Origin of the sequence: Bacillus sp. B4EP4a (genome assembly GCF_006680105.1) — a bacterium.
Classification (GTDB): Bacteria; Bacillota; Bacilli; order Bacillales; family DSM-1321; genus Peribacillus; species Peribacillus simplex_E.
Genome location: NZ_VHIK01000014.1, coordinates 1 through 21,522, shown reverse-complemented (window position 1 = coordinate 21,522; position 21,522 = coordinate 1). Strand labels below are relative to the sequence as shown.

At 41.3% G+C, this 21,522-nt stretch carries 19 protein-coding genes and 1 tRNA gene; 9 read left to right on the top strand and 11 right to left on the bottom strand.

The genetic code is table 11. The features are described from left to right. The first annotated feature begins 132 nt into the window (after positions 1–132). The 4 genes from FNK51_RS07440 (at position 133) to FNK51_RS07425 (ending at position 5,236) form a co-directional block, all read left to right on the top strand. Positions 133–675 carry a glycerol-3-phosphate responsive antiterminator gene (locus tag FNK51_RS07440; RefSeq protein WP_286177135.1) on the top strand — a complete coding sequence of 181 codons (543 nt, stop codon included), beginning with the start codon at positions 133–135 and terminating at the stop codon, positions 673–675. A gap of 227 nt (positions 676–902) precedes the next feature. After that, complete coding sequence (locus FNK51_RS07435) at positions 903–1,727, top strand: MIP/aquaporin family protein (RefSeq protein WP_076368047.1); 825 nt, start codon at positions 903–905, stop codon at positions 1,725–1,727. A gap of 21 nt (positions 1,728–1,748) precedes the next feature. Continuing rightward, complete coding sequence (gene glpK / locus FNK51_RS07430; protein ID WP_141992929.1) at positions 1,749–3,239, top strand: glycerol kinase GlpK; 1,491 nt, start codon at positions 1,749–1,751, stop codon at positions 3,237–3,239. Positions 3,240–3,583: 344 nt separating this feature from the next. Beyond that, positions 3,584–5,236, top strand: coding sequence for a glycerol-3-phosphate dehydrogenase/oxidase (locus FNK51_RS07425; protein ID WP_141992928.1), 1,653 nt, complete (start codon positions 3,584–3,586; stop codon positions 5,234–5,236). A gap of 336 nt (positions 5,237–5,572) precedes the next feature. Here the strand turns inward: FNK51_RS07425 and FNK51_RS07420 are convergent, their stop codons facing one another. The 4 genes from FNK51_RS07420 to FNK51_RS07405 all read right to left on the bottom strand — a co-directional run bounded on the left by FNK51_RS07420 (position 5,573) and on the right by FNK51_RS07405 (position 11,076). Continuing rightward, entirely contained in the window at positions 5,573–6,793 is a 1,221-nt protein-coding gene (locus FNK51_RS07420) for a PucR family transcriptional regulator (protein WP_098372311.1), read from the bottom strand. 134 nt (positions 6,794–6,927) lie between these two features. After that, complete coding sequence (gene putP / locus FNK51_RS07415) at positions 6,928–8,394, bottom strand: sodium/proline symporter PutP (RefSeq protein WP_141992927.1); 1,467 nt, start codon at positions 8,392–8,394, stop codon at positions 6,928–6,930. A gap of 166 nt (positions 8,395–8,560) precedes the next feature. Then, complete coding sequence (pruA, locus tag FNK51_RS07410; RefSeq protein ID WP_098372313.1) at positions 8,561–10,102, bottom strand: L-glutamate gamma-semialdehyde dehydrogenase; 1,542 nt, start codon at positions 10,100–10,102, stop codon at positions 8,561–8,563. Positions 10,103–10,158: 56 nt separating this feature from the next. Then, a complete protein-coding gene (locus FNK51_RS07405) occupies positions 10,159–11,076 on the bottom strand; it encodes a proline dehydrogenase family protein (RefSeq protein ID WP_141992926.1) in 918 nt (305 codons plus the stop codon). A gap of 403 nt (positions 11,077–11,479) precedes the next feature. Here FNK51_RS07405 and FNK51_RS26450 point away from each other — a divergent pair, with 403 nt between their 5' ends. Further along, on the top strand, positions 11,480–11,647 hold the full coding sequence (locus tag FNK51_RS26450) for a hypothetical protein (protein WP_179891108.1): 168 nt from the start codon (positions 11,480–11,482) through the stop codon (positions 11,645–11,647). Between the two features lie 739 nt (positions 11,648–12,386). On the opposite strand, the gene FNK51_RS07400 is transcribed toward FNK51_RS26450, so the two are convergent. Beyond that, a complete protein-coding gene (locus FNK51_RS07400; protein WP_141992925.1) occupies positions 12,387–12,617 on the bottom strand; it encodes a helix-turn-helix transcriptional regulator in 231 nt (76 codons plus the stop codon). Positions 12,618–12,897: 280 nt separating this feature from the next. On the opposite strand from FNK51_RS07400, the gene FNK51_RS07395 reads away from it, so the two are divergent. From FNK51_RS07395 to FNK51_RS07385, 3 genes are all read left to right on the top strand, one after another. Beyond that, complete coding sequence (locus FNK51_RS07395; RefSeq protein ID WP_141992924.1) at positions 12,898–13,293, top strand: VOC family protein; 396 nt, start codon at positions 12,898–12,900, stop codon at positions 13,291–13,293. A 24-nt stretch (positions 13,294–13,317) separates the two neighbouring features. Further along, entirely contained in the window at positions 13,318–13,689 is a 372-nt protein-coding gene (locus FNK51_RS07390; RefSeq protein WP_098372318.1) for an MmcQ/YjbR family DNA-binding protein, read from the top strand. 339 nt (positions 13,690–14,028) lie between these two features. Next, positions 14,029–15,231, top strand: a complete 1,203-nt coding sequence (locus FNK51_RS07385; protein WP_141992923.1) for an aminotransferase-like domain-containing protein — start codon at positions 14,029–14,031, stop codon at positions 15,229–15,231. Between the two features lie 417 nt (positions 15,232–15,648). On the opposite strand, the gene FNK51_RS07380 is transcribed toward FNK51_RS07385, so the two are convergent. The 5 genes from FNK51_RS07380 to FNK51_RS07360 all read right to left on the bottom strand — a co-directional run bounded on the left by FNK51_RS07380 (position 15,649) and on the right by FNK51_RS07360 (position 19,854). Continuing rightward, entirely contained in the window at positions 15,649–16,191 is a 543-nt protein-coding gene (locus FNK51_RS07380; RefSeq protein WP_141992922.1) for a hypothetical protein, read from the bottom strand. Between the two features lie 126 nt (positions 16,192–16,317). Then, positions 16,318–16,557 carry a hypothetical protein gene (locus FNK51_RS07375; protein ID WP_141992921.1) on the bottom strand — a complete coding sequence of 80 codons (240 nt, stop codon included), beginning with the start codon at positions 16,555–16,557 and terminating at the stop codon, positions 16,318–16,320. A gap of 184 nt (positions 16,558–16,741) precedes the next feature. Then, positions 16,742–16,814, bottom strand: a tRNA-Ala gene (locus FNK51_RS07370). Between the two features lie 441 nt (positions 16,815–17,255). Beyond that, the gene (locus tag FNK51_RS07365) at positions 17,256–18,623 is read right to left on the bottom strand and encodes a beta-propeller fold lactonase family protein (RefSeq protein WP_141992920.1); all 1,368 of its coding nucleotides are present in this window, start codon (positions 18,621–18,623) and stop codon (positions 17,256–17,258) included. Positions 18,624–19,146: 523 nt separating this feature from the next. Beyond that, on the bottom strand, positions 19,147–19,854 hold the full coding sequence (locus FNK51_RS07360; protein ID WP_141992919.1) for an MgtC/SapB family protein: 708 nt from the start codon (positions 19,852–19,854) through the stop codon (positions 19,147–19,149). Between the two features lie 150 nt (positions 19,855–20,004). On the opposite strand from FNK51_RS07360, the gene FNK51_RS07355 reads away from it, so the two are divergent. Beyond that, positions 20,005–20,904 carry a DMT family transporter gene (locus FNK51_RS07355; RefSeq protein WP_141992918.1) on the top strand — a complete coding sequence of 300 codons (900 nt, stop codon included), beginning with the start codon at positions 20,005–20,007 and terminating at the stop codon, positions 20,902–20,904. 32 nt (positions 20,905–20,936) lie between these two features. Here FNK51_RS07355 and FNK51_RS07350 read toward each other — a convergent pair whose 3' ends face one another. Further along, positions 20,937–21,122 (bottom strand): hypothetical protein, encoded by a 186-nt coding sequence (locus FNK51_RS07350; RefSeq protein WP_141992917.1) that lies wholly within the window; start codon positions 21,120–21,122, stop codon positions 20,937–20,939. Between the last annotated feature and the right edge of the window lie 400 nt (positions 21,123–21,522).

Sequence of the window (21,522 nt, the reverse complement as noted above, 5' to 3'; positions counted from 1 at the left end):
AAAGGGAGTGACAGGTATGATAGTGTTATGGTGACATTGGTCATGAAAAAAATGTGTTTGATAAATCAAGCTCTTTAAAATATACTAAATGACTTGAAGTTTTGAGTTTTTCTGGGAATGAGGAGGATAATGATGGATCAGAAGATTTTGCCTGCTTCAGCAAGCATGAAGGATTTCGAAAGATTTTTAGAAAGTTCCTATGAAATAGGTGTGTTTCTTGATTTGCATATATCACAATTGAAAAACGTAAGTATGATGGCAAAGCAGCATAATAAGAAAATGATTTATCATGTCGATTTGATCCATGGCATAAGAAGTGATGAGTACGCGACAGAATTCATTTGTCAGGAATATAATCCATATGGGCTGATTTCAACTAAATCAAACGTTATATTGAAGGCGAAGCAAAAGGGAGTCATTGCCATCCAGCGAATCTTTTTAATAGATTCACATGCGCTTGAGAAAAGTTATAAGCTGGTGCAGAAAACCAAGCCGGATTATATCGAAGTATTGCCGGGCGCTATGCCATGGATGATAAAAGAAGTGAAGGAACGATTGCAGACACCGATTTTTGCAGGCGGCCTCATACGTACTTCGGATGAAGTCATGAACGCCCTTGATGCTGGAGCGTCGTCAATCACCACTTCCAAAACTGAATTATGGGATATCGTTTAATAGGGGAAATTAAAAAAAATCACAGAAAAATAGATTAATTTTTTACAAAATATTGACAGCGTTTTCATTACCTAGTATATTTTATTGTACAAGTTAATATATGTGACGGAGACTAGGAGATTCACAACAGATCTATTCATAATTTATTTTATGAAGATAGTTCTGCTGTGGATCTCCTTTTATTTGTTGGCATGGTTTAAAAATTTATCAGGGGAGGGGTTTTATTCATGACTCCATTTTGGGGAGAAGTGTTAGGTACGATGATATTAGTTTTATTCGGAGCAGGCATTGGGGCTGGTTCATCCTTAAAGGGTTCCTATGCAAAAGATGCCGGCTGGATCGTTATCACGATTGCATGGGGATTGGCTGTTACGATGGGTGTTTTTGCAGTGGGGTCCATAAGCGGGGCGCATTTAAACCCGGCAGTCACAGTAGGGTTTGCGATTATTGGGGAATTTCCTTGGAGTGATGTGCCCGGTTACATCGTTGCCCAAATGATTGGCGCAATCCTTGGAGCAACTCTAGTATTCCTGCATTATTTGCCACACTGGAAAGCTACTGATGATCCAGGAGCGAAGCTTGGTGTGTTCGCGACTTCACCTGCGATCCCGCATACATTTTCAAATCTATTAAGTGAGATGATTGGAACTTTCATCCTTATTCTTGGTTTATTATTTATAGGTGCCAATAATTTTACAGAGGGACTAAATCCATTCGCAGTCGGGTTATTGATTGTCGTGATCGGGATGTCTCTTGGGGGAACGACAGGATATGCGATTAACCCGGCACGCGATCTGGGGCCGCGCATCGCTCACTTTTTGCTGCCGATCCCGGGTAAAGGCAATTCCAATTGGGGCTATTCATGGATTCCGGTCGTTGGACCGATTATTGGGGGTTCACTTGGTGCCGTTTGTTATAAAGCATTCTTTATGGGAGAAATAACAGCAGGATTTTGGTCTGTTTTGGGTGCAAGCCTGGTACTATTGATATTAGCCTATGCATTTGGTAAAAAACAGTCACATGAATTGGAAAGCAGAAATATTGCCAGTTAATTAAAAGGAGGGGCATACACATTGGAAAAATACATTTTATCATTAGATCAAGGAACAACGAGTTCGCGGGCGATTTTATTTAACGAAAAGGGGGAAATCGTCCATTCCTCCCAAAAGGAATTCACGCAGCATTTCCCTAAACCAGGCTGGGTCGAGCATAACGCCAATGAGATTTGGGGATCGATCCTGGCGGTGATTGCCGGTGTACTATCTGAATCCGGTGTAAAGCCAGAGCAAATTGCCGGGATCGGGATCACCAATCAGCGTGAAACGGCAGTCGTTTGGGATAAGGAAACAGGTACCCCTGTCTATAATGCGATTGTATGGCAGTCCAGGCAAACAAGTGAAATCTGTGATGATTTGAAGGAAAAGGGACTTAATGATCTATTCCGGGATAAAACGGGATTGTTGATAGATGCTTATTTTTCCGGAACGAAAGTGAAATGGATCCTCGATAATGTGGAAGGGGCCCGGCAAAAGGCGGATGAAGGCAAGCTGTTATTCGGTACCATCGATACCTGGCTGATCTGGAAGCTATCAGGAGGCAAGGCCCATGTAACGGACTATTCCAATGCATCCCGGACATTGATGTACAATATCCATGAACTGAAATGGGATGAAGAACTGCTCGATATATTGACTGTACCAAAATCAATGCTGCCGGAAGTGAGGCCTTCCTCTGAGGAGTATGCACGTACGATCGAATATCATTTCTTCGGCCAATCGATTCCAATCGCCGGGGCAGCCGGTGATCAGCAGGCAGCATTATTCGGCCAAGCCTGCTTTAATGAAGGAATGGCTAAAAACACGTATGGAACAGGCTGTTTCATGCTCATGAATACAGGAGCCAAGGCTGTCAGTTCCGAACACGGACTATTGACGACCCTTGCCTGGGGACTGAATGGGAAGGTCGAATATGCACTGGAAGGCAGTATATTCGTAGCGGGCTCCGCAATCCAATGGCTGCGCGATGGCCTGCGGATGCTTCATGATGCCAAGGACAGCGAAGCCTATGCAAAACGGGTGGAAAGTACCGATGGAGTATATGTGGTACCGGCTTTTGTAGGACTTGGAACTCCATATTGGGACAGCGAAGTGCGAGGAGCCGTTTTTGGTTTGACGCGCGGCACATCCAAAGAACATTTCATTCGTGCCACACTTGAATCACTGGCATATCAAACGAAGGATGTCCTTGATGCAATGGAGGCGGATTCAGGAATCGAGCTCCAGACATTAAGAGTGGATGGCGGGGCAGTCAAGAATGACTTCCTGATGCAATTCCAAAGCGACTTATTACGGGTGCCCGTCGAGAGGCCGACCATAAACGAAACTACAGCATTAGGAGCTGCATACTTAGCAGGCCTTGCTGTCGGGTATTGGAAGGATCAAGAAGAAATCTCCCGGCAATGGGCGGTAGACAAAACCTTTAAACACTCCATGGAAGAGCAAAATAGTGAAAAATTATATGAAGGCTGGAAAAAAGCTGTACATGCCGCTATGGCATTTAAATAAAAAACAAGATGTATTCTTTCTCAAACGAGCTGGAGTATGCTATAATGAAATCAAGTTAATAACTCGGCCGGAGAACAGGAGAGACCATGAATGCGTTATCGTTAATTCGATAATGTCATTTATGGTCTCTTTTTTTGTTTTTAATGGCAGATTAGGGATATTAATATCTATATAAACTATGCGAACAAATGAACCAATTGAATATAATGACCAAACTCACGAGTAAACCGTGTGAATTCACGAGTAAAGCGATCGAATTCACGAGTAAACCGTGTGAATTCACGAGTAAATGTGTAAAATTCAAGAAAAAAAATAGAATGCAATACTTAAAGGAGGAGTCAGGCATGAGGTTTTCAAATATATATCGCGAAGAAACGATCGAACTTCTGAAAAAAGAGAAATATGATGTGGTTGTCATTGGCGGGGGAATTACCGGTGCAGGGATCGCCCTGGATGCAACGACCCGTGGAATGAAAGTGGCTTTGGTTGAAATGCAGGACTTTGCAGCAGGTACTTCAAGCCGCTCGACAAAACTTGTTCATGGCGGATTGCGGTATTTGAAGCAATTTGAAATAAAAATGGTTGCCGAGGTTGGTAAAGAGCGGGAAATCGTTTATGAAAATGGACCGCATGTTACCACGCCGGAATGGATGCTGTTACCGATGCACAAAGGTGGCACCTTCGGGAAATTCAGTACCTCCATTGGCCTTCGGGTATATGATTTCCTTGCGGGGGTTAAAAAAGCTGAACGCAGGAAAATACTTTCGGCGGAGGAAACACTAAAACGGGAGCCGCTCGTTAAGAAAGAGGGACTGAAGGGCGGAGGCTACTATGTTGAATACCGGACAGATGATGCACGTCTGACGATTGAAGTGATGAAGGCGGCTGTCGATAAAGGTACAACACCGATAAATTATACAAAAGTGGAAAAATTGTTATATGACAATGGAAAGGTGAACGGCGTCCAAGTTGCCGATTTGCTTTCAGGTGATTCATATGAAATATACGCAGACAAAGTTATTAATGCAGCAGGTCCATGGGTCGATTCCATTCGTGAGAAGGACCAATCGAAAAAAGGGAAAACGCTGAAGTTATCCAAGGGTGTTCATGTGGTCATCGACCAATCGAAATTCCCGTTGAAGCAGGCGCTTTATTTTGATACGCCTGATGGCCGGATGATTTTTGCCATTCCGAGAGCCGGTAAAGCTTATGTAGGGACTACGGACACTTTTTATGATGGTGATCCTGCAGTGCCGACCGTTACTTCCGAAGACCGTGCCTATTTATTAAAGTCGATACATTATATGTTTCCAGAAGTGAACATTACGGGTGATGATATTGAATCAAGCTGGGCTGGAGTGAGGCCGTTGATTCTTGAAGAAGGGAAAGATCCTTCCGAAATATCAAGGAAAGATGAAATTTGGGAGTCCGATTCGGGCCTTATCACGATTGCGGGAGGGAAATTGACCGGTTATCGCAAAATGGCAAAAACGACGGTCGACCTTTTGGCAGGGAAGCTTGCCCAGCAATCCAATAAAACTTACCCAGCCAGCAGTACTAAAGGAATGCCGATTTCTGGTGGGGATGTCGGGGGATCAAGCAACTTCTCCGATTATATCAAGCAACATATTCAAATGGGAGTTGACTCAGGGCTTGCAGTTAAGGACTCCGAAGAAATATTGGCCATGTACGGGTCCAACGCACCTGTGATATTCGATATCGCAAAAAGCGAAGGAGACGGAGGAGCAAGCAGTGGCCTTCCAAAGAAATTGTTCGTACAGCTAAAATACGCACTAGATCATGAAATGGCCGCAACTCCAGTGGATTTCTTCTTCCGCAGGACGGGGACGCTATTATTCGATATCGATTTAGTCCAAACGCATAAACATGGAGTGATCGATTATATGGCTGGATATTTTGGATGGACGGAATCAACAAAAATGGAGAGGACCAATCAATTGGAACAGGAAATATCGGGTGCGATTGGAGTATCTTGACCTATATGCAAAAACATGACGCCGGCGGAATCGCTGGTGTTTTTTTCATGGCCCATTTCTTCTTTCGCTCATCATCCTGGAGGCACTCCGCAAAGTGGAAGGACTATTGAAACTCTTGGTCTTAGCAAACTATCGAAAGAGGAAATCATGGATTTCGTTCTTACTGGGACGCATAAAGTGAGTCCAGTAAAATCGTAACAAAGGAAAGAAACTGTTACCCTATAAAAAAATAATAGAAGAAACATGTATAAGGAGAGAGGAAAACGGCAGACCTAGCCGCGTTTCTTCTCTCCTTAGCTTGTTGAATCTCCCGAACTCAAAAACCGGGGACGCTCTTTAAGATCTCTGCTTTATAAGCTGTAAATCGATGTATAGTTGCATTCTTGAATGAAAGTCATCAAAATCGATTGAGGTGAGATCGGTTATTTGATTCAATCTATATTTCAACGTGTTGGTATGAATGTATAGCTGTTCAGCTGTCGGTTTAATCCTGCAATTGTTAAACAGATATATTTCCAGTGTTTGAAGGAGTTTGGTTTGGCTTTCCTGGTCCTTCTTTTGAAGAATCTCTAAATCCGTATTGATATAATTCGTTTTAGTATGATGGTTGGAGATCATTTCGAGGTAACGGAAAATCCCAAGCTTGCTATATTGGAAGGGAAGCTGTTCAGGTTCACCGATGAACTTGGCTGCGTTGATCACTTCCAGAGCTTCGAGATAGGATTTTCTTAATTGAAGAATGGAAGAGTACTCATTTCCGATTCCCGGGAATACCTTTTTGTCATTGAATTGGGAAAGAACGGTGTTCGTTAAATCATTGGCGCTATCGGTAAGCAGGTCTTTCCCTTTTCCGTTACTGCCAATCAAGACGATGATCTTCAATTGGTTTGTGAATACATGTGTAAAATGATTCAATGCATTGGCGAATAGACTGACTGTATCCGATAATTCATCGAAATGTTCCGCATCGGATTGAGCGATGGTAAAGACATTGACAAGGAAAGTTTCCGGAATGAGAAGACTCATATTGGCGGCTTCCCATTTTATTTGATTTTCCGTTTGATAGACTTCGTCAATGACCTTTTGATAAAACTCATTTTTTTCTTCATCTTTTTTCATGTTTATCTGTTTTTTCTGATAAAGGAGCTTGCCGATATGATGGGAAACTTCATGTAAAAATTCCAAATCGGAATCAGTCATCATTTCCGTTTCTTGGACCCAAATGAATCCGAAGACCTGTCCTTTGTGAACGGCGCTCACAACGACTCTTTGATTTAATCCGATTTCCTCGATTTGTTTCACCCTGAATGGATGCTCCACGGTTTTAAGCTGTTCGACAATGCCCTCATCCATGAATTTTTCCAGAATTGGAATCGGCCAATGCTTTGTGAAGATGGTTTGCCGATTGGCTTGGTCGAAGTGTTCGATATAATATGAACTATATGCCAGCAATAAAAATTGATCATTTTCGATGACGACTGGTTTTTTTAAATAAGTGCTGACCATATCCGTTATATCGTTGATGTTTGTGAGAGTCAGGATTTTTTCTAATGACATATATGGCCCCCTGTAGATTTTTGAAGTGTATGACAACTTAGTATAATAATACTTTTAAAGTTATGATGTGTATAGGGGCAAGAACAAAGAAGGAACGGTATATGTAAAAATACCGTTCCTTTTAAGGGGATTTATTATTGTTTTAGTGTTCTTTCGAATTCTTCGAATTGATCTTCTACTTCTTTTGATGGTTTCGCTGTTAGAAGACTGACCAGGACGATGGCAATCAAGCTTGCGCCAAAACCAGGAATCATTTCATAAAGTGTATCGGATAATCCGGCCATGGACCAGAAGATTACAGTAGCGGCACCAACGACCATCCCTGCTAATGCTCCCCATCTTGTCATCCGTTTCCAGCAGAGGCTTAGTAAGACCAATGGACCGAATGAAGAACCGAATCCAGCCCAAGCATACCCGACAAGTCCAAGAATCGTGTCATTTTTCTCCCAAGAGAGAATGAGAGCGATGATTGAAATGATCAGTACAGAAAGCCTGCCGAGGAAAACAAGTTCTTTATCTGAAGCGGAACGACGGAAGAAGGTTTTGTAGATATCCTCCGTTAAAGAGCTGGCTGTAACCAAAAGCTGCGAAGAAATCGTGCTCATGACGGCTGCCAGTATTGCTGAAATCAAGAAACCAGTAATGAATGGGTGGAATAGTATTTCCCCTAACTCTATGAAAATCGTTTCAGGATCAGCTAACTTCAGGTTGTTCTGGGAATAATACGTGATTCCGATGAATCCTGTCAACATCGCACCGACACTGGAGAAAATCATCCAGCCCATCCCGATATTACGGGCTTTCTTGATTTCCTTAACAGAACTGATCGCCATAAAGCGGACAATGATATGAGGCTGTCCGAAGTAACCCAGTCCCCATGCAAACAATGAGATGATTCCTAAAAAGCTCGTTCCTGTGAAAATGTTCAATAGAGCTGGATCAATGGAACGTGGCGTGTCGATCGAAGGACCGAAACCGCCAACATGGAAAAGGGTGACAATCGGTACAAGAACCAAGGCGACGACCATGATGATTCCTTGAACAAAGTCTGTCCAGCTTACTGCCAGGAATCCGCCGAATAAAGTATAGGCGACGACGACACCTGTCAAGATCCATAGACCTGAGTGGTAATCAAGGCCAAATGTACTTTGGAATAAGACTCCGCCGGATACCATTCCGGAAGAAACGTAAAAGGTGAAGAATATCAGGATAACCAATGCCGAAATGAGCCTTAAGATCCGTGAGCCCTCGCCAAAGCGATTTTCCAGGAAAGCGGGGATCGTAATGGAGTTATTGGCGACTTCCGTATAAGTTCTCAATCTTGGTGCAACATACAGCCAGTTCGCATAGGCTCCTAACGTGAGACCGATTACAATCCAGATGGAACTTAGTCCTGTTGCGAACATGGCACCAGGCATACCCATTAAAAGCCAGCCGCTCATATCCGCGGCACCGGCGCTTAATGCAGTGACAGCAGGTCCAAGACCCCGGTCGCCCAGCATATAATCATTTAAATTGGAAGTCCTTTTGTAAGCGAAGTAACCGATTAAAAGCATGCCAGCCATGTAAATGCTGATCGAAATTATTAATGCGTAATCCATAAAAGACTCCCTTCAGGTTGAAATAAGTAATTTTTTGTTTTAAAAGAGGAAGCAACCTAGTTGTCACTTCCTCCATTTAACCTCATTTTGGTTTCCGTATCCATGATGGGAGATACATAACCATAGTGTGTTTCAAATCATCTTCAAATTGCTTAATCGAACATTATCAGAATGTTTCGGATGTTGTTTTGGCTTGCATATGAAGTTGCAAGTAGTCCGGTCCGCCTGCCTTGGAATCAGTTCCAGACATGTTGAACCCGCCGAATGGCTGATAACCTACGATTGCGCCAGTACAGCCGCGGTTGAAATACAAGTTCCCTACATGGAATTCTTCGCGTGCTTTTTCCATGTTAAGGCGATTTGTCGTAATGACAGCCCCAGTCAAACCATATTCAGTGTTATTGGCAATCTCAAGAGCTTCGTTAAAGTCCTTCGCTTTTGTGAAGGCAACAACTGGTCCGAAGATTTCTTCTTGCATCAAGCGGGCTTGCGGATCGACATCAGCAACGATTGTCGGCTGAACGAAGTAGCCTTTAGAGCTATCTCCTTCTCCTCCAGTCAGAATGCGTCCTTCTTGGTTCCCGATTTCAATATAGCTCATGATTTTGTCAAAAGCAGCTTGATCGATAACTGGTCCCATGAAATGATTTTCTACAGGATTACCAACTGTTAGTTGTTTTGTTAATTCAACAGCGCGATCTAATACTTGATCGTATACGTCTTCCACGATGACAGCACGGGAGCAAGCAGAACATTTTTGTCCCGAGAAGCCAAATGCAGATTTCACGATCGATTGAGCGGCCAATTCAAGATCTGCCTCTTTGTCGACGACGATCGTATCTTTTCCGCCCATTTCGGCAATGACACGCTTCAGCCAAATTTGGCCTTCGTTCACTTCAGAAGCACGTTTGTAAATGCGCAGACCTACATCACGTGAACCTGTGAAGGAAATGAAACGTGTTTTAGGATGATCAACCAGGTAGTCGCCCACCTCGGCTCCGCTTCCTGGAACGAAATTCAATACACCTGCTGGAAGGCCGGCTTCAAGCATCACTTCAACGAATTTCGCAGCAACGATAGGAGTAGTCGAAGCTGGTTTCAACAGGATTGTGTTACCAGTAACGATAGCGGCAACAGCTGTACCTGCCATGATTGCAAATGGGAAGTTCCAAGGAGAAATGATGATGCCTACCCCTAATGGAATGTAATCATAGCGGTTAAATTCACCCGGACGGCTTTGAACAGGCACACCATCTTTAAGCGTCAGCATTTGACGGGCATAGAATTCAAGGAAATCGATTGCTTCCGCTGTATCCGCATCAGCCTCATTCCAAGGTTTTCCCGCTTCTTTCGTCAATAACGCAGAGAACTCATGCTTGCGTCTGCGAATGATGGCAGCCGCTTTGAACAAAACGTCAGCACGGATTTCCGGCTTCACTTTTTTCCAGCTTTCAAAAGCGGTTACAGCTTCCTGCATGGCTTTTTCAGCAAGATCTCTGTTCGCTTTCGATACTCGGCCGATGACCTCTTGCTTATCTGCAGGATTATATGAAACGATTTTCTCATCAGTCGTCACTTTCTCTGCCCCGATATAGAGAGGGTAGTCTTGCCCTAAGTAGCCTTCAACAGTTTGAAGTGCTTCCTGATATGCTTTTTTATTTTCCTCGTTTGTAAAATCAACAAATGGTTCGTGTTTATATGAAATCATTGATAATCACACCTTTTAATAGAATTTTTGTAGCATTAGTAATGTTGAATGTATATTTAGCCTCTGACCATCCCTTTGAAGGCAAAGGCAATATTGGATGGCCTTTCTGCAAGCCTTCTCATGAAGTATCCATACCAATCCAGACCATATGGTACATAGACGCGCATTTTGTAACCTTGCTTGACCAATTCGTATTGAGTTTTGTTTCTCATGCCATAAAGCATTTGAAATTCGAATTGTGTATTCGGGATGTCGAACTTCTTAGCCAGCTCTTTTGTATATTCGATGATTTTGTCATCATGTGAGGCAATGGCCGTATAATTTCCGTTAAGAAGACTTTGCTTAATCAACTTTTTATAGTTTTCGTCTACATCATTCTTTTCGGGAAAAGCCACCTCGGCAGATTCCTTGTAGGCACCCTTTACGAGACGCAGGAATGGCTTATATTGGCCAAGGTCCTCCAAATCTTTCTCTGTGCGGAATAAATATGCTTGTAGAACAGTACTTATGCAGCTGTATTTTTCTTTGAACTGTCTAAAGATATCGATAGTTGCCTGACAGCGAACTTCATCTTCCATATCGATCGTGACCATGACTTTATGTTTTTCGGCTGTATCAAGAATTTTCGTCATATTCTCAATCACGAGTTTATGATCGATATCAAGTCCCAGAGAAGTCATCTTCAGAGAAACCTGTGAATCAAGTTTTTCCCTGCTGATCATTTCGATGGTTTCGATGCATTCTGCCGTCCGTTCCTGAGTCACTTCCTTAGAATCAACGAATTCCCCAAGATGGTCTACTGTAACCGACAAGCCGCTATTGTTAAGTTGTTTAATGAATTTAATGGAACTTTGGAAATCAGTTCCCCCAATGATCTTTCCAGCAGCGAAATTTCCTCCGCTTTTTTTAGCAATATTATTAAGCAGATTATTTTTAGATAAAAATAAGAAAAAGTCCCTTGTAATGGCTTCCATATAAAGCGCACCCCCTAAGAAGATGTATTTCAATAAATTAAGCTTACGGTTTTTCGACAAAATTCTCAATGTTCTAAAAAAACAATAATTCTGTCATTTGTTTGTCGGTTTTGGACAAATGAAAAGGTTTACATTGTTTCTTGTTTGTTCGGATTAAACGAAGGTTTATATTTTAACTTAAAGAGAAACGCTAGAGGTAGAGCCTTTATTAGTAAGCAATGATGTGAATGACATCAATAAATACGTTTAAAAGTGGAACCTCGACCATAATCATCCAATGCGTTATAATGAACCTTATTTAACAGAATGGGACAAAGGCCAAGAAAAAACGATAAATGTCAGAAATAAAATGGATGTAAAACCGTAAAATTAAGTCGCATCGGCAAGCCGGGGAGGATAAGGAATGATGGATGCTGTACTTGAAGAACTTAGAGAAACATCAGGATTGATAATAGGATTAATCTTGGCCCTGGTAATAATGGGTCTGATCGGTTATGCCCTTACGAATGTACATGAATCGATCGTGTCACCTGTGGTTCAGTTCATAAAGAAAATGGTTAGTCGAAAATAGCTTAAGCGGAATACATAACCTTTTGTCCCTAATCGATAACAAGCCGTTGTTTAAAGAAATCGCTGCAGGGCTTGTTTAAAAGGGACAAAAGAACCGCAAGATATACATATCATCTGAAAACCCCCGCTCCTAATGGAAGTGGGGGTTTTCAGACTGTAGACAAATTCGGAAGAAAAGAGAGAGTGTCTATTTTTATCTAAAAATTACAGTTGATTTCAGAAATCCGCTCCCTTTCTGCCGACTGTCTGCTAAGCCTCATCAAAGCAAGCGTCTGTGGGGTCTCGGCTGGCCAGTTATTCGGCAGGATTGTCGCAAATTTCTTCAATCTAATAGGTTTCAGCCGTATAAAAAAATAAAAAATATAACCGAAGAAATCATGGTAATAATTCCTCGGCAAAAGCGTGCAAAGGATTCGGGACCATTCCGAACCCTATTTATTGAAAAACTGAAAACCCCTGCTCCTAATGGAAATGGGGAATTTTAATTTTCAAATTCGGGGGATGTTGTTGAATCTCATTTAAATCTTTTTTACCTAATAATTTCTTCCACGGAAACTCTACGGACATAAGTGAACTTTGAAAAGTTGGGGGAAGATGGACACAGTATCAGGCAATGATTTCTTTTTAGGTGACTTCAAAGTGGGGGGACGCTTGGATTATGGGTGCATGGATAAGGAGGGCATGAACAAGAATTGAACAAATACATTTAGCCCCGGCCATTACGCTAGGGCCCTTTTTGTTTACAAATCAAAGTAGTCATCTGCCTTTGCGCCAGCATCTATGCTTCGAACCGCCTTCATGATTTTCTTTAAAACCCCGGCTGACGGTACATACTTAGGATCGCTGCAAACTCTGCTAATCGTATTACGTGAGATTCCTGACGCACTTACAAACTCCTCTTGAGTATATCCGTGCTTATCGATTAATTTACCGACCTTGCTCCGCAGCTTTCTCTTCCCGAATCTAAACATTTTGATTACCTCCTAGAATTATTTACTAGCAGTCTAGTCAAACTATCACAAAAATATACGCATAGTTTCGCAAATATTTGGTAATACAAACGGTTGGTCGGAACAAACGATATTTGAAAAGCGGTTCTTGTGGAAAAGTTATGACAGATTGTATGATGAAGCTCTAAGTTCTTTGAATTTATTTCCATTTACATTATAATAATAAAAGGGTATTTGTAAGCGAACACAGACTGGATAAGGTAAGTAAATGGTTAATTCATATGTTACTTAGGAGGGAATCATGGGAAGATTAGTTCATTTCGAAATTCATGTGAATGACATGGAACGGGCAAAGAAGTTTTATGGAGAGGTATTCGGATGGTCATTTCAAGATTGGAGTGATTATGCAGGTATGCCTTACTTTGGAGCAGTAACTGGCGATGAGAATGAACCTGGGATCAATGGTGCTTTGATGCAGCGTCAAAGTGCTCCGCCGGAAACAAACCAAGCTTTAAATGCATTTGCTTGTACAATGGGTGTGGAAAATTACGATTTAACGGAAGCTAAAATTATTGAGAATGGCGGCAATGTCGCAATGCCTAAATATGCCCTGCCTGGTATGGCGTGGCAAGGATACTATATTGATACCGAAGGCAATTTATTCGGAATTCATCAACCCGATGTGAATGCAAAATAGATTTGATAATAGGTGAATTAAAACATGAAATTACAAGACACGGCAGGCATGCTTGAAAGTCTACGCAATATCTGTCTTGCATTGCCCGAAGCTGCTGAATATATTGATGGTTTCGGTCACAATACTTTTAAAATCAATGGAAAATCCTTCGTGATTTCAGGTGAAAGCGAGAAAGGATTCAGCTTGTCGTTCAAGTCAGATCGAGAAACTCAAGAATTATTGCTACAGAAAGAGAATTTTTTCAAAACCCCATATATAGGTCATCACGGTTGGGTTTCTATTCAAAATCCGGATAGGGAAGACTGGGATGAATTGACCTATCTAATTAAAGAAGCCTATTTACGTGCGGCACCGAAGCGTTTGGTTAAGAAATGGAATGAGTTGCATAAAAAGTGAAGAAAGGCGGACGATCTGCCTTTCTTTATTTTTTAGGTTCTTTTATCAGCTTTACAGGTACTGATAGACAAAAAATGTCCTCATCTATACACATAAAGTTTAAAGAAAAAAGCTCCTATTCTATTGGACCGGCCAAGAGAGTCTGTGTAAAAGAGACTCCGGCATTTCAAAAATATAAAGAGGCATTGTTGTCTCTCATCAGAAGAAAGTTTAAAATTAATTTCAGTTTTTTTACAAAAGATTGATGGCTATCTTCGTGTATCATGAAATAAGCAGCTATCTTCAAAAATCGCGAGTATCAATCAGGTTTGATTGACGGAAAGGTGGTGTATGGTTGAAGTGAATGTTGAATCTTTTTTTTCTGAAAACATTAAAGCGGCACTTAAGAATGATCCGCCCGGTGCATGGATGCCAGATCTGCCAGATGGTTGCATTCGCTTGAGTTCAGGCTATCCTGATCCTGCTCTTGTTCCTGCTGAGGAGCTCAAGGCAGCTGTAGCCAGACTTCTTGATGAGGAGCAGGATTTGCCGCTCCATTATATCGGAAGTCCGAGAATTGCAAGACTAAAGCATCAAATCCAGAATAGATTGGGAGAGCGTGGAATTTGCATTTTGGAAGATCAGCTTTTGATTACATCAGGAGCTTGCCAGGGGATTGATCTTATTGCCCGCGTCCTTCTTGATGATAAAGCGGTCGTAGCGGTAGAGTCTCCCACCTATATGGAGGCTTTAGAGATTTTTCAAAACTATACGAAGCAGATTATTAGTATACCTATAGATGAACAAGGACTCCAAACGTACCGATTAAAAGAAATGCTGGATGAAAGGAAACGTACAGGTCTAACCCTCCCGCGTTTTCTATATACAATCCCAACCTTTCAAAATCCAACTGGGACGACTATGACAATTGAGCGCCGGAAGCATTTATTGGAGCTTTCCATCGAGTTTGATTTCCTCATAATAGAGGATGATGCATACGGAGAATTATCCTTCGATAAAAATCCGGTGCCAATAAAATCTTTGGATAAATGCGGACGAGTCCTCCAAGTTGGGTCATTATCCAAGGTTGTTGCTCCAGGAATGCGGATTGGATGGATAGCAGGAGAAAGTGAATTCATTAAGGCTTTAGAGTGGTTTAAAAAAGATTTAGACCATCCATTTGCTCAAAGTACAATGGCTGTATACTTAGAAAATACCGATTTTGAAAAACGGCTCGACCTTCTAAAAGATGTGTATCGTTCAAAATGTACTGCGTTAATCCGTGCGATGGAACAATTTCTTCCAGAATCTGTTTCCTGGTATGTACCAGATGGTGGTTACTTTGTATGGTTGAGAGTTCCAGGTGTTGATACTTCGCATCTATTATCACAGGCACTAGCTGAGGGTGTTTCATATGTTCCAGGGAAATACTTTTTCTTGGATCAAAACGATGGAACCGAGTTTCTCCGGCTCTCGTTCAGTTATGCCAATGAGAAAGAAATAAATGAGGGAATTCGAAGACTAGGACAGCTTATCGCATCTTTTTTTCATAGATTGTCCTGAAGGATTCTTAGTTAGTTAATCATTGCAATGGTTAACACTCCACGCTATTTCGAAGCTTTTTTTATTGAATTTGAATGCGCCTGCTTCCGTAAAGGAGGTAGGTGCATTTTGTTAATAAAAGGATTCATTAACTCCGTCGCGATGTATTTCCAAACATGCAAGAAGAAGTGGCTTTATCCGCTCGTTTATTTTCTTGTAAGCCAAAGAAAAAAACCCTTGCTACGCAAGGGTTTTCGGATATGGAGCATAGCGGGATCGAACCGCTGACCTCTACGCTGCCAGTTATCATCTATTACGAAATTAAGCGTCAAGTCTTTCGAAAGTCACACGTCTATTTATATCGTTAGGAACTGTTAGCCGCAATAGTATGGTGCTTCTATCTCCGATTTATTTGCAACGAAATGACCAATGACCCAATTATTCGCCCTCGAAATCAGTTACACCCCAAGTTTGGTCATAATCATATCCGTTGAAGTAGATATCCAAATCGTGAAACAATCGGTGAAGTTGAACCATTGCGTCACGATTATCTTCTTTGAATACGACGTTCGCATATTCTTCGATTTTCTTGAAGTCCGCCGTTATTTCTTTGTTCTTCACTTTTGCACCCTTCAACGCTTGAAGCACGTCTTCGGCATTCGCTCGTTGTGACCTATATTCCGCCGAATTAACGCCACCATAACCAAGCGTATCGTTCAAGAATGAATGAGTATCCGCAATGAACGTGTGACCGTCCCCGCCGTCCGCCAATGTTACAACGTCCATTGCAATCGGTGTGTTCACGACTTCTTGGTCAACGTCTTGGGGGATGTCCCCTTCGTCCGCTGCCGCTGTTTCATGTTTCTTTTCGATCGCTTTATAATCATTGACGTTTTCTAATACTGCGAAAGTTCCCCAAGTACCCAATCCGACAACAATTGCAATCCCTATTATCCAACCGAGAATTTTTTTCCCTTTCATGCAAATCGCCCCTATGTAATTTCCTTTTTTAACCGTAATATAAATAGATTCATATTTTAAGGAATATTCAAAAAATAAAAAACGGGCCAAACCGTCATGAATTGATTCTTTCATCCTTATATGCGACTAACTTTTCGATAATGGTTTCGACGTTGAATCCAGATACTTCGTTGCTTGGCTTTTCGGATCAAGCGATTCTTCCAGTGGGAAATCTAATTTAGACAATACCATTAAAGCATTGTATTGATCAATTCGGTCAATCGGCGTACCCGTATCGAAACCAAACGGTTCAAGGTTGGCGGCTTCCCCTTCATTCATTAGTCGGATATGTGCTTCGATTCCTTGAACAGGTAGTCGGTCGTACAAATACTCCGTGATTATCCGATTCTCCTTTCGATTGATTAGTTTCTTCTATACGATTATTTATCGTAAAGAAAAGACGTGTTATCGGTTTGTTGGTATAGCTGTAATTCATTCAAGTCAACGAAACAAGTCAACGAAAACGAAAAACGCCACGAACGTTGTCGTGACGTTGATTTCGTATAAAGTATGGAGCATAGCGGGATCGAACCGCTGACCTCTACGCTGCCAGCGTAGCGCTCTCCCAGCTGAGCTAATGCCCCGAATTGAGGTACAATAATTATTTTATCGGATTTTGGTGAAAAGTCAATATTAAATATGAGATTTTTGTAAAAATGATAAAAAAACCGTTTGAGGGCAGTCAAACGGATCAGACTATAGACTTGATGAATCGAGTTAACCTACAGTTTTTTTTGTTTATACGATAGAGACCTGCCGCAAAATGTATTCATTACACCAATGAAATCGAAAGTAGGAGGGTGGTTCTTTTCATTGGCTTTTTCAACATTAGAGATGCAGCCAGCTATCATTAAAGGCAAAAAATCATTACCACTAAATAATAATTGAATTTGATCTTGTTAATCCATCTCTGAGTTTATTTTTTCATCAGATCAAAAATATCAAGGGCGTTTATGTGTTCTATTTTCTAATTTATACAATTTTTTGGGCCACTTTTCTGCGTTCCTGATTCCTTGTTCTTGCGCTTATTCCTCAAAAATCTTTTTTTTCAATACATACCAGACATTATTGACGCCTTGCCCATTTATATCACCTGCCTGTTTATCTTTCACATAGTAATAAAGTGGATGCCCTTTATATGTTGTTTGTTTTTGTCCGTCATCTCTTATGATTGTTTTAAAGTCTTTTTTGTCGATTCCTTTATTCGAGATGATGTTATCTGCATGGAATGGCGGCCAAATTTCAAGACATTGGCCCTTGCAATTACTGACATTAGAATCATCTTTTGTGAAGTGATAAAGTGTCATTCCGTTTTGATCTGCCCCATACTTTCCTACTTCGTCAGATTCTAGTGTTTTAAGCTTATATTTTTTTTGCTTATCCTGAATTATATCCGTGATGGCATATGTTTTAGCGTCAACACGTGCAATGGAGAGATCCCGATTCAATACATAAGCCTGATCCCCGTCATGGCTAAAGACAATTGCTTGCCTTGGTTCTTTGAAACCCCCAATTGTTTTAACTACGCGGTGATCAGCGACATTGATCACGTCAATCGTATTATCAGCTTTGTTGCTTGCGAAGAGGAGTTTATCATCAGGCGATAGAGCCGCGCCATATGGCTCACGTCCCACTTTGATTTCACCCTTTATATTACCGTCTAGCGTATCAACTGCAGAAATGCTGTTGCGTCCGCTGTTTGCGGCATATAATGTTCCTCCATCAGCGGTAATCGAGATTCCGCGAATACTGGAGAACCCTGATATTTCACGAATGATTTTTTTTGTGGTGGCATCAACGATGGACACTTTATCTCCTTGAAAGTTCGTGACAAAGATATATTTTCCGTCTGAAGAGACTTTAATGCCTTGCCTTGGTTGGGCGAAACCTGTAATGACGTCAATGGGTTTTCGTTTTTCCAAATCGACGACCGTGACGGAATTGTGTGCTTGATTGTTCACATACATTGTCTTTCCATCCGGACTCACAGCAGTCCCGAATGCACCTGGACCAACGACAACTTCATCTTTCAAGGTGAAATTTTTAATGCTGTAAAACCGAAGTGTACCGAGCGTACTGTCTGAGACGACAAACTCTGAACCACCATCAATAAAAATGATGTTTCTCGGTGAACCGAAGCCGTCAATCTTTTTGCGCAACTTGCCTTTGGCGAGATCATAGACCAGGATGGAGTGTTCACGGCTGTCTGAGACAATCGCTAGTTGCTCATCAGGACTTACGGCAAGGGAATTGTTGGTGATGTGGGTGTCAAAGCCTGTCCCTAACACCGGGCTTTCACCTTTAGCAGAAGAAGCACCAATTACATTTGGTATAAAAACCACAAATAGTAAGGTGATAATCCATATACTTATTAACTTCATTTTTTTAAACATTACTCACCTCGAAAAAATTATTTTCTTGATAATTGTTTAAATCCCTGTCAATATCTTGCTGGTTGTCCTGCCCACCTTCCTTTGAAATGTTTAATCAAGCCGGAGTTCGTCCTTTCACTATATATAAACGTATAGAGAAGGATATCGGTTTGAATATTTTGCGAATTTAAAATATATGTATGTAGTGGACCCCTAAAATAAATAATGGATCAGGCCACAGTGAAGTCACTAACACTAGACTTTCTCACTGACCTGTCCATATATGCATGGTGTTGGATTTTGATGTTAGGGATAAAACCTGAGGATTGCGGAAGTTTCGATTGGTTTATGCAGGCAAGACTTAGCCATTAATTTAAGAGGATGCCCAATTGGAATTTGCCAAGGGTCAAAAGTGGTCTAACATAGTGGACGCGTTGAGGCACGATCTCTTAATATTGTGGGAAATTAAAAGGGGTTCGGAATGTTTAATTCCGAACCCCTTTTATCTAGTGAACTGTTTGAGGGTAGTCAAATGGTTTTTTTATCATGTATTTTCGATCTCTACCCTTTTAATCTCCTTGAGATTGGAGACGGTGTAATACACTTCCGATGTTCTGACTTTATGATCGACCAGAACTTTAAGTGTCAAAAGGTGGTTGTCATTTGCCACATCTTTGATTCTAAGGTTTTTGATAAATATTTTTTCGTCTTTGATTTTTTTCAGTACAATGGCAATGTCATCTTTATTTTGTACGACCAGCTGCAGAAAGATTTCTTTTTGCCGTAACCTCTTCGGTCCGAGCCAGGTGACAATTGCGGGCACCAATTCGACACTTATGATCAATAGGATGACGCCGGCTATTGCTTCGAGAAAAAATCCTGCTCCAACGGCGATTCCGATTCCTGCTGCTCCCCAGATGATGGCGGCTGTCGTTAATCCGGATATGCTGTTGTTGTCCCTCCGGAGGATGACGCCTGCACCGATAAAGCCGACGCCGGAAACGATCTGGGCCGCTAGACGCAAGGGGTCCATTGTGATATTTACGTCGTTGCTCCCCGGGAACTTATAAGCGGATTCCATGGAAACGATCGTTAATAAACAGCTGACGATTGAAATGACCAGGCTTGTTTTTAATCCAACGGGTTTTCGTTTCATTTCTCGCTCTAGTCCGATAATTAGTCCAAGGAGAGCTGAAATCCCCAATTTGATAAGGATTTGCAGTTCCGATTGAGGGTCGAATGTCCATTCCATTTTGTTTCACCACTTCCGAATTATTATCGAATAATAAGATCGTCTGTTGCCATATACCGGTTTTCTAAAAAAGACTACCCTAATAATTTTAACATAGTAGAATAGAGTTCAATGAAACGTAATTCCGTTGAAAGGAGGAATTTAAGTCAAATGCCAAAATTGAATCCTTATGTAGCGTTAGCGATCGGTGTGGCATCCGTATCGTTTTCGGCCATCCTTGTTAAATTGGCGACCGCTCCATCGGGTGTTATCGCCTTTTACCGTTTATTATTTACTGTTCTTCTTATGTTGCCGGTTTTCTTGGTGAAATACCGTCATGAACTTAAATTCATTAAAAAAAAGGATTGGCTGTATTCGATTGCGGCAGGAGTGTTTTTGGCTTTCCATTTTATTTTATGGTTTGAATCGCTTAATTACACATCGGTCGCGAGTTCAACTGTGCTTGTCACCCTCCAGCCTTTATTCGCTTTTGCCGGAGCCTACCTGTTTTTTAAAGAAAGGTTTTCAATGAAGGCGATATTGAGCGGCGTCATTGCGATAGCAGGCAGCCTTGTCATTAGCTGGGGTGATTTGAGAATCAGCGGTATGGCGCTTTGGGGAGATATTCTTTCGCTTATCGCATGTGCGCTGGTAACCGGTTATTTACTGTTTGGTCAAAATGTTCGCAAACGCATCTCTTCTATAACATATACTTTTGTCGTGTATGCAATCAGCGCTGTCGCATTGTTTTTATATGTGATCTTCAAAGGAGAGGCATTGGCGCCTTATCCTGCTTCCGATTGGATCAATTTCGTTTTGCTTGCCATTTTCCCGACTTTATTAGGGCATTCTTTATTCAATTGGTCACTAAAGTGGTTAAGCACTTCGACGCTTTCGATGGGAATTTTACTTGAACCGGTGGGAGCGACAATTCTGGCTTACTTCATATTAGATGAACCGATACTCTGGACGCAGGTCCTTGGAGGTACCATCATATTGGGTGGTTTGATGTTGTTCTTAAAGGATGAAAAGAAAAGCAAGGTAAATAAAGAAGCGCAAGTTCCCGTATAAAAGCAGTAAGTCTCCCGACTTACTGCTTTTATTTAATAGGGGAGAAACAAATAGGTGATCCGTGTAAAAATCAAAGCAAAAGTAAAGCTGAATAAAAACGTCGTACCATTCACCTTGCCTTTTTCTCTGCTGAACTTGATGGCTTCATAAAAAGCGGTACTGAATAAATAAAGGGCCATACAGTAAGAAATGAGTAATCCGATTAATGCGAGATTCATTGCTTCACCTCATGGAAAAAAGATATCTATATATGTCTATTTGTGTTTCTTTGGAAATATGCTTCGTTTAATCATAATACATGAGCTTGGCCCGGAAACAGGGAATGGGTGTGATGATGATGTAAAGAATATATAGAAGGGAATAGGTGAAAATGTTTTTTTTTGAAAAAGTTTTAAAAAACGTATTGCAAACATATTTAGTACATGGTATATTATTTCTTGTCGCTAAGACAACAACTTAAACAACTAACAAGTTGGAAAAAACATTTTAAAAAAGTTGTTGACGAAACGTGACAGAATGTGTTACATTATAGAGGTCGCTTCTGAGAGAAACGACAACAAATTGCTCTTTGAAAACTGAACAAAACAAAGCGCCAACGTTAAATTTTAAGTGAGCACA

What these genes read in the sequence shown, in the direction of transcription:
- FNK51_RS07400 (WP_141992925.1), bottom strand. Translation starts at nt 12,617, where the DNA reads ATGTTTAGATTCGGGAAGAGAAAGCTGCGGAGCAAGGTCGGTAAATTA.
- FNK51_RS07395 (WP_141992924.1), top strand. Translation starts at nt 12,898, where the DNA reads ATGGGAAGATTAGTTCATTTCGAAATTCATGTGAATGACATGGAACGG.
- FNK51_RS07360 (WP_141992919.1), bottom strand. Translation starts at nt 19,854, where the DNA reads ATGGAATGGACATTCGACCCTCAATCGGAACTGCAAATCCTTATCAAA.
- FNK51_RS26450 (WP_179891108.1), top strand. Translation starts at nt 11,480, where the DNA reads ATGATGGATGCTGTACTTGAAGAACTTAGAGAAACATCAGGATTGATA.
- FNK51_RS07435 (WP_076368047.1), top strand. Translation starts at nt 903, where the DNA reads ATGACTCCATTTTGGGGAGAAGTGTTAGGTACGATGATATTAGTTTTA.
- FNK51_RS07380 (WP_141992922.1), bottom strand. Translation starts at nt 16,191, where the DNA reads ATGAAAGGGAAAAAAATTCTCGGTTGGATAATAGGGATTGCAATTGTT.
- FNK51_RS07355 (WP_141992918.1), top strand. Translation starts at nt 20,005, where the DNA reads ATGCCAAAATTGAATCCTTATGTAGCGTTAGCGATCGGTGTGGCATCC.
- FNK51_RS07350 (WP_141992917.1), bottom strand. Translation starts at nt 21,122, where the DNA reads ATGAATCTCGCATTAATCGGATTACTCATTTCTTACTGTATGGCCCTT.
- FNK51_RS07405 (WP_141992926.1), bottom strand. Translation starts at nt 11,076, where the DNA reads ATGGAAGCCATTACAAGGGACTTTTTCTTATTTTTATCTAAAAATAAT.
- FNK51_RS07390 (WP_098372318.1), top strand. Translation starts at nt 13,318, where the DNA reads ATGAAATTACAAGACACGGCAGGCATGCTTGAAAGTCTACGCAATATC.
- FNK51_RS07440 (WP_286177135.1), top strand. Translation starts at nt 133, where the DNA reads ATGGATCAGAAGATTTTGCCTGCTTCAGCAAGCATGAAGGATTTCGAA.
- pruA (WP_098372313.1), bottom strand. Translation starts at nt 10,102, where the DNA reads ATGATTTCATATAAACACGAACCATTTGTTGATTTTACAAACGAGGAA.
- FNK51_RS07425 (WP_141992928.1), top strand. Translation starts at nt 3,584, where the DNA reads ATGAGGTTTTCAAATATATATCGCGAAGAAACGATCGAACTTCTGAAA.
- putP (WP_141992927.1), bottom strand. Translation starts at nt 8,394, where the DNA reads ATGGATTACGCATTAATAATTTCGATCAGCATTTACATGGCTGGCATG.
- FNK51_RS07365 (WP_141992920.1), bottom strand. Translation starts at nt 18,623, where the DNA reads ATGTTTAAAAAAATGAAGTTAATAAGTATATGGATTATCACCTTACTA.
- FNK51_RS07420 (WP_098372311.1), bottom strand. Translation starts at nt 6,793, where the DNA reads ATGTCATTAGAAAAAATCCTGACTCTCACAAACATCAACGATATAACG.